General features: G+C 71.0%; 6 protein-coding genes and 1 pseudogene. 6 read left to right on the forward strand and 1 reads right to left on the reverse strand.

Going from position 1 to position 7,240, the window contains the following annotated elements:
- Nucleotides 1–140, reverse strand: a 140-nt coding sequence (locus I53_RS31420) for an FAD-dependent oxidoreductase (protein ID WP_148291170.1), incomplete at its 3' end; no start/stop codon positions are given.
- A gap of 109 nt (nt 141–249) precedes the next feature.
- Here I53_RS31420 and I53_RS16550 point away from each other — a divergent pair.
- From I53_RS16550 to bchZ, 6 genes and pseudogenes are all read left to right on the forward strand, one after another.
- Nucleotides 250–1,119 (forward strand): polyprenyl synthetase family protein, encoded by an 870-nt coding sequence (locus tag I53_RS16550; protein ID WP_043352586.1) that lies wholly within the window; start codon nt 250–252, stop codon nt 1,117–1,119.
- Nucleotides 1,120–1,139: 20 nt separating this feature from the next.
- Complete coding sequence (locus tag I53_RS16555; protein ID WP_043352587.1) at nt 1,140–2,276, forward strand: methyltransferase; 1,137 nt, start codon at nt 1,140–1,142, stop codon at nt 2,274–2,276.
- A gap of 94 nt (nt 2,277–2,370) precedes the next feature.
- Entirely contained in the window at nt 2,371–3,309 is a 939-nt protein-coding gene (bchC, locus tag I53_RS16560; RefSeq protein WP_043352588.1) for a chlorophyll synthesis pathway protein BchC, read from the forward strand.
- A pseudogene (locus I53_RS16565) lies at nt 3,306–4,309 on the forward strand (chlorophyllide a reductase iron protein subunit X). The gene bchC and the pseudogene I53_RS16565 overlap by 4 nt, the downstream one beginning before the upstream one ends.
- 3 nt (nt 4,310–4,312) lie before the next feature.
- On the forward strand, nt 4,313–5,842 hold the full coding sequence (gene bchY, locus I53_RS16570) for a chlorophyllide a reductase subunit Y (RefSeq protein ID WP_043352589.1): 1,530 nt from the start codon (nt 4,313–4,315) through the stop codon (nt 5,840–5,842).
- On the forward strand, nt 5,842–7,240 hold a 1,399-nt coding region (gene bchZ / locus I53_RS16575), incomplete at its 3' end, for a chlorophyllide a reductase subunit Z (protein WP_043352590.1). The genes bchY and bchZ, both read left to right, overlap by 1 nt.

Here is a 7,240-nt window from a genome sequence, read left to right on the forward strand (position 1 = left end):
ACGGGGATGGCGCGCATCTTTCCGCCGGGCTGCTGCGCCCGCTCGAGGACCGTGGTGTGGAATCCGGCATGAGCGAGCCGCACGGCCGCGGCGAGACCACCGATCCCCGCTCCGATCACGACGACGCGCTCCTGCGCCACGGTCGCTCCACCTTCTCCCCCGGAAACGGGATTGATCTGCCGGCGCCAAAGTGTCAATAAGAAATGACACTTGTTGCTGACAACCGCACACAACACGGGAGGCAACGCGATGGAGTCCGGTCGGCGGATCGAGATGGCGCTGGATCGCGCCGTTGCTCACGCGGAGGCGCCGGGCGCGCCGCCCCTTCTGGCGGAGGCGCTCCGTTACGCGGTGTTCCCGGGCGGGCATCGGATCCGGCCGCGGCTGTGCCTGTCGGTCGCCCGCGCCTGCGGCGATGACGATCCGGCCGGCTCAGAAGCGGCGGCCGCAGCCATCGAGCTTCTGCACTGCGCCTCCCTGGTCCATGACGACCTGCCGTGCTTCGACGATGCGCCGATGCGGCGGCAGAAGCCCTCCGTCCATGTCGCCTTCGGCGAGCCCATCGCCGTCCTGACCGGCGACGCCCTGATCGTCCTTGCCTTCGAGACACTGGCCCGGTCCGCCGGCTCCCATCCCGCGCGCCTGGGACGGCTCGTGGGCCTCCTCGGTCGCGCCGCCGGGTCGCCGTCGGGCATCGCCGCAGGGCAAGCCTGGGAATCGGAGGCCCATATCAGCCTCAGCGACTACCAGCAGGCGAAGACCGGGGCCCTGTTCGCCGCCGCCACCGTCGCCGGCGCCGCCGCGGCGGGAGCGGATTCGGAGCCCTGGCGCCGCCTCGGCGAGTGCCTCGGCGAGGCCTATCAGGTCGCCGACGACCTGCGTGACGTCGCCTGCCGCCAGGAGGAGATCGGCAAGCCTGCCGGGCGCGACGCAACTCTGGGGCGGCCCAACGCTGCGGCGCTTCTGGGCACCGGCGGCGCGCTGGATCGGCTGTCGAGACTGACGCGCGAGGCCGTGGCGGCGATTCCGGCCTGCCCGGGCATGGCCGCGCTGACCGCCGAGATCGAGGCGCAGGCGCGGCTGTTCCTGCCCGCGAGCCTGCGGGCGGTGACGGCCTGACCGGCCGATCGCTCTCCGGCATCGGTGCGGCGGCGTCCGTCCCGTCCGCCTGGACGGATCGATGGAACGCCTGGCGCAGCCGCCTGGTCGCGAGCCCCCGCTTCCAGCGCTGGGCTGCGGGCTTCCCCCTCACGCGGGGCATCGCCCGCCGGAACACGCGCGCCCTCTTCGACCTCTGCGCGGGCTTCGTCTACGCGCAGGTTCTGACCGCCTGCGTCCGCCTCGACCTGTTCGCGATCCTGGCCGAAGGCCCCCTGACGATCGAAGCCCTCGCTCGCCGGCTCGACCTGCCGCCGGACAACACCCGGCGCCTTCTTCGGGCCGCGGAATCCCTCGGGCTTGTCCGCGCCCTGTCGGGCGAGCGGTTCGGGCTGGCCGATCTCGGTGCCGCTCTCGTCGGCAATCCCGGGATCGCCGCGATGATCGAGCATCACGCGCTGCTCTACGCAGACCTTGCGGATCCGGTGGCTCTGCTTCGCGGCCAGGCCCCGCCGACCGGACTCGCGCGCTACTGGCCCTATGCCTCCGGCCTCTCGGGCGATGCGCAGACGGTGGCCCCCTACAGCGGCCTGATGGGCGCCTCGCAGGCGCTGATCGCGGAGGACGTGCTCGATGCCTGCGACCTGTCAGGGGTCCGGCACCTGATGGACGTCGGAGGCGGGGAGGGCGCCTTCCTGCAAGCGGTGGCAGGACGGCACGCGACGCCGCGCCTGACCCTGTTCGATCTCCCCGCCGTGGCCGAACGCGCCGCCAGCCGCTTGGCGCAGGCCGGCCTCGAAGGCCGGATCGCCTGCCGCGGCGGCGATTTCCACGGAGGCCTGCCGACCGGCGCCGACACGATCTCCCTCGTTCGGATCGTCCACGACCACGACGACGAGCCCGCCCTGGCGTTGCTCCGAGCGGCCCACGCGGCTCTGCCGCCGGGCGGAACGCTTCTGCTCGCGGAACCCATGGCCGGAACGCCGGGCGCGGAACCGGTCGGGGACGCCTATTTCGGCTTCTATCTCCTGGCGATGGGATCCGGGCGCCCGCGCCGTGCGGAGGAGCTCCGCGCGATGCTCCGGACGGCAGGATTCGCCGTGACGCATGAACATCCAACCCGACGCCCGCTGCTCACCCGAGTTCTGAAAGCCCAAAAAACAGGCCGCCTCAAGTAAGTGTCACTTGACGCTGGCCTGTGTCTATCTAGGATGACACTTAGCGGCTTCGCATCAGAGAGAGTCGCAAGGCAAAGGGTGGACGATTCCAGCCATGGACGCTCTGGCCGTCATTCTGGAAAACCCGGAGCACCTTTCGGTTCAGCGCTTGGCTCTGACGCCGCCCGGCGATGCCGATGCCGTGGTGGCCATTTCCTGGAGCGGGATCAGCACCGGCACCGAGCGCCTGCTCTGGTCGGGTCGCATGCCGCCCTTTCCCGGGATGGGATATCCGCTCGTACCCGGCTACGAATCCGTCGGGACCGTCATCGAGGCCGGCGCCGATACCTCGGTTCGGGTCGGCCAGACCGTCTACGTTCCGGGGGCGCGCTGCTTCGGTTCCATCCGCGGCCTGTTCGGCGGCGCGGCCTCTCATCTGGTGGCGCCGGCCGCCCGGCTCGTGCCGGTGGACGCGTCGCTGGGCGACCGGGCCTGCCTCCTGGCCCTGGCGGCGACGGCCTATCGCGCCCTCGGCGGGATCCGGCCCGGAGCGACCCCGCTCATCGTCGGGCACGGCGTCCTCGGACGGCTGCTCGCCCGCCTAACCCTGGCGGCCGGCGCGGAGCCGACGGTCTGGGAGACGGATCCGGCCCGGGCCACGGGAGACCATGGCTACGCGGTCGTGGCGCCCGACGCCGACCCGCGCCGCGACTACGCGACGATCACCGACGTCAGCGGCAACGCCGCCGGCCTCGACGACCTGATCGCCCGGCTGGCGCCCGGCGGCGAGATCGTCCTGGCCGGGTTCTACGAGGCTCCCCTGAGCTTCGCCTTCCCGCCCGCCTTCATGCGCGAGGCGCGCATCCGGATCTCCGCCGAGTTCCGTCCGGAGGACACGGCGGCGGTGACGACACTGATCGAAGGCGGACGCCTGTCTCTCGACGGACTGATCACCCACCGTCTTCCCGCGGGTCGAGCCCAGGACGCCTACCGCACCGCATTCGCGGATCCGGCCTGCCTGAAGATGATCCTCGATTGGAGGGACGCCGCGTGAACGTTCAGCTCAACAAGGCCGCCCTGTCCCAAGCCGCGCAGCTCCGCGCCGAGGCCGCGGTCGAACCGGATCCCGTCGCGACGAGCCCGGCCAAGAAAGAGACCCAGATCATCGCGATCTACGGCAAGGGCGGCATCGGCAAGTCGTTCACCCTCGCCAATCTCAGCTACATGATGGCCCAGCAGGGCAAGAAGGTCCTGCTCATCGGTTGCGATCCGAAGAGCGATACCACCTCGCTGCTGTTCGGCGGCAAGGCCTGCCCGACCATCATCGAGACCTCGACCAAGAAGAAGCTGGCCGGCGAGGCGGTCGCCATCGGCGACGTCTGCTTCAAGCGCGACGGCGTCTACGCCATGGAACTCGGCGGGCCCGAGGTCGGGCGCGGCTGCGGCGGCCGCGGCATCATCCACGGCTTCGAGCTCCTCGAGAAGCTCGGCTTCCACGAATGGGGCTTCGACTTCGTCCTGCTCGACTTCCTGGGCGACGTGGTCTGCGGCGGCTTCGGCCTGCCGATCGCCCGGGACATGTGCCAGAAGGTCATCGTCGTCGGCTCGAACGACCTGCAATCGCTCTACGTCGCCAACAACGTCTGCTCGGCGGTGGAGTATTTCCGCAGCTCGGCGGCAATGTCGGCGTCGGCGGCCTCGTGATCAACAAGGATGACGGCACCGGCGAGGCGCAGGCCTTCGCGGATGCCGCCGGCATCCCGGTCCTCGCCTCGATCCCGGCCGACGACGATATCCGCCGCAAGAGCGCGAATTACGAGATCATCGGCCGGCCGGAGAGCCGCTGGGGCAGCCTGTTCTCGGATCTGGCCGCCAACGTCGCCGACGCCGCGCCGCACCGGCCGACCCCGCTGACACAGGATGGGCTGCTCGGCCTGTTCTCCAGCGACGTCACCGGCCGCGACGTGGTGCTGGTGCCTGCAACCCACGAGGACATGTGCGGCGTCGCCCACGTGTCCAAGCCGTCCCTCGAAGTCGTCTACGACGAGGTCTGAGCGATGGCCGTCTCCCTCGACATCGCCGATCTGCGGGCCCGCCAGGCGGCGCCCACCATCGATCGCGCCGCCACCGAGGGCGACGGGCTCGGCTGCCACGCCGGCAAGGACGCGATGCGGGCGGCCGCCGAGGCCGCCGGCCTGTCGGACACCCTGGCACAACTCCGCAGCGACTATCCGCAGGGTCCGCACGACCAGCCCCAGAGCATGTGCCCCGCCTTCGGCTCGCTCCGGGTCGGGCTGCGCATGCGCCGGACCGCCACGATCCTCTCCGGGTCGGCCTGCTGCGTCTACGGCCTGACCTTCACCTCGCACTTCTACGGGGCCCGGCGCAGCGTCGGCTACGTGCCGTTCAATTCCGAGACCCTGGTCACCGGCAAGCTGTTCGAGGATATCCGCGAGGCGGTCTACGCCACGGCGAAGCCCGAGGATTACGACGCCGTCGTCGTCATCAATCTCTGCGTGCCCACGGCCTCCGGCGTCCCGCTGCGCCTTCTGCCGAAGGAGATCGACGGCGTCCGGGTGATCGGCATCGACGTGCCGGGCTTCGGCGTCCCGACCCATGCCGAGGCGAAGGACGTGCTCGCCGGCGCCATGCTGAAGGTCGCCCGCGCGGAAGCCGAGCAGGGACCGGTGGCGGCGCCCCGGGGCGGCCGTTCGGAGCGCCCGAGCGTGGCGCTCCTCGGCGAGGTCTTCCCGGCCGATCCGGTGGTGATCGCGTCGCTCCTGGAGCCGCTCGGACTCGCGGCCGGCCCGGTGGTGCCGACCCGCGAGTGGCGCGAGCTCTACGCCGCCCTCGACTGCGCCGCCGTGGCGGCGATCCACCCGTTCTACACCGCCTCCATCCGCGAATTCGAGGCGGCGGGCCGCCCGATCGTCGGTTCGGCCCCGGTGGGCGTCGACGGAACCGCCGACTGGCTCGACCGGATCGGCGAGGCCTGCGCGGTGCCCCGCGCCACCGTCGAGGCGGCCAAGAACCGGATCCTGCCCGGCATTCGCGGGGCGCTCGCCGCCATGCCGATCAAGGGCCGAATCACCCTCTCGGGCTACGAGGGCTCGGAGCTGCTGGTGGCCCGGCTGCTGGTCGAGAGCGGCGCCGAGGTCCCCTATGTCGGCACCGCCTGCCCGCGCACGCCCTGGTCCGAGTCCGACCGCGAATGGCTGGAAGCGCGGGGCACGCAGGTTCAGTACCGCGCCTCCCTGGAGGACGATCTCTACGCCCTGGATTCGCTCAAGCCCGACCTCGCCATCGGCACGACGCCGGTGGTGCAGCGGGCCAAGGAGCGCGGCACGCCCGCCCTCTACTTCACCAACCTGATCTCGGCCCGCCCGCTGATGGGCGCGGCCGGTGCCGGGTCGCTCGCCACGGTGATCAACGCCGCGCTCGGCAACAAGGCGCGGTTCGATGCCATGCGCGACTTCTTCGAGGGCGTCGGCACCGGCTACGCCGCGGGGGTCTGGCAGGAGGTGCCGCAGCGGCGGCAGGGCCCGAAGATCGAGGGCCCGAAGAAGCCGATCGGGGAGATGGCATAATGCTGATCCTCGATCACGACAGGGCCGGCGGATACTGGGGCGCGGTCTACGTCTTCACGGCGATCAAGGGCCTGCAGGTCGTCATCGACGGCCCCGTGGGCTGCGAGAACCTGCCGGTGACGTCGGTGCTGCACTACACCGATGCGCTGCCACCCCATGAATTGCCGATCGTGGTCACGGGCCTCGCCGAGGAAGAGCTCGGACGGCACGGCACCGAGGGCGCCATGAAGCGCGCCCACGCGACCCTCGATCCCGGCCAGCCCAGCGTGGTCGTCACCGGCTCCATCGCCGAGATGATCGGCGGCGGCGTCACCCCCGAGGGCACCGGCCTCCAGCGCTTCCTGCCCCGGACCATCGACGAGGACCAGTGGCAGGCCGCCGACCGGGCGATGCGCTGGCTGTGGCAGGAATACGGGGCGAAGAAGTTCGCCAAGAAGGGCATCCCGGCCCGGCCGGAGCGCAAGCCCGGCGAGCGGCCGCGGGTCAACCTCATCGGTCCGGCCTACGGCACCTTCAACATGCCCTCCGACCTCGCCGAGATCCGGCGGCTGGTGGAGGGGATCGGCGCCGAGGTGAACCTGACCTTCCCGCTGGGCTCGCACCTCGCGGACGTGCCCAAGCTGGTCAACGCCGACGCCAACATCTGTCTGTACCGGGAATTCGGCCGCCTGCTCTGCGAAGACTTGGAGCGGCCCTACCTGCAGGCGCCGATCGGCATCCTCTCGACGACGAAGTTCCTGCGCTCGCTGGGTGCCATTCTGGGCCTCGACCCGGAGCCGTTCATCGAGCGGGAGCGGCATACGACCATCAAGCCGGTCTGGGATCTCTGGCGGTCGGTGACACAGGACTTCTTCGGTACCGCGAGCTTCGGCATCGTCGCCACCGAGACCTACGCCCGGGGCGTGCGTCATTTCCTCGAAGACGAGATGGGCCTGCCCTGCCATTTCGCCTTCGGCCGCTCGGCCGGGCTGAAGCCCGACAACGACGCCGTGCGGGCCGCCATCGCGGCGAAGCCGCCCCTGGTTCTCTTCGGGTCGTTCAACGAGCGGATGTACCTCGCGGAGTGCGGCGCCCGGGCGACCTATGTTCCGGCCTCGTTCCCCGGCGCCATCATCCGGCGGCATACCGGGACGCCGTTCATGGGCTACGCGGGCGCCACCTACCTGGTCCAGGAAGTCTGCAACGCCCTGTTCGACACCCTCTTCCACATCCTGCCGCTCGCCCGCGACATGGACAAGGTCGAGGCCACACCGGCCCGCCTCCACCGCGAGCTGCCCTGGGACGAGGCCGCCCGTCAGGCCCTCGACAGCCTCGTGGAGGCCCAGCCGGTCCTGGCGCGGATCTCCGCCGCCAAGCGCCTGCGCGACGCCGCCGAGCGCGCCGCCCGCGACACAGAAT

Source organism: Methylobacterium sp. B1, from assembly GCF_000333255.1.
Taxonomy (GTDB): domain Bacteria; phylum Pseudomonadota; class Alphaproteobacteria; order Rhizobiales; family Beijerinckiaceae; genus Methylobacterium; species Methylobacterium fujisawaense.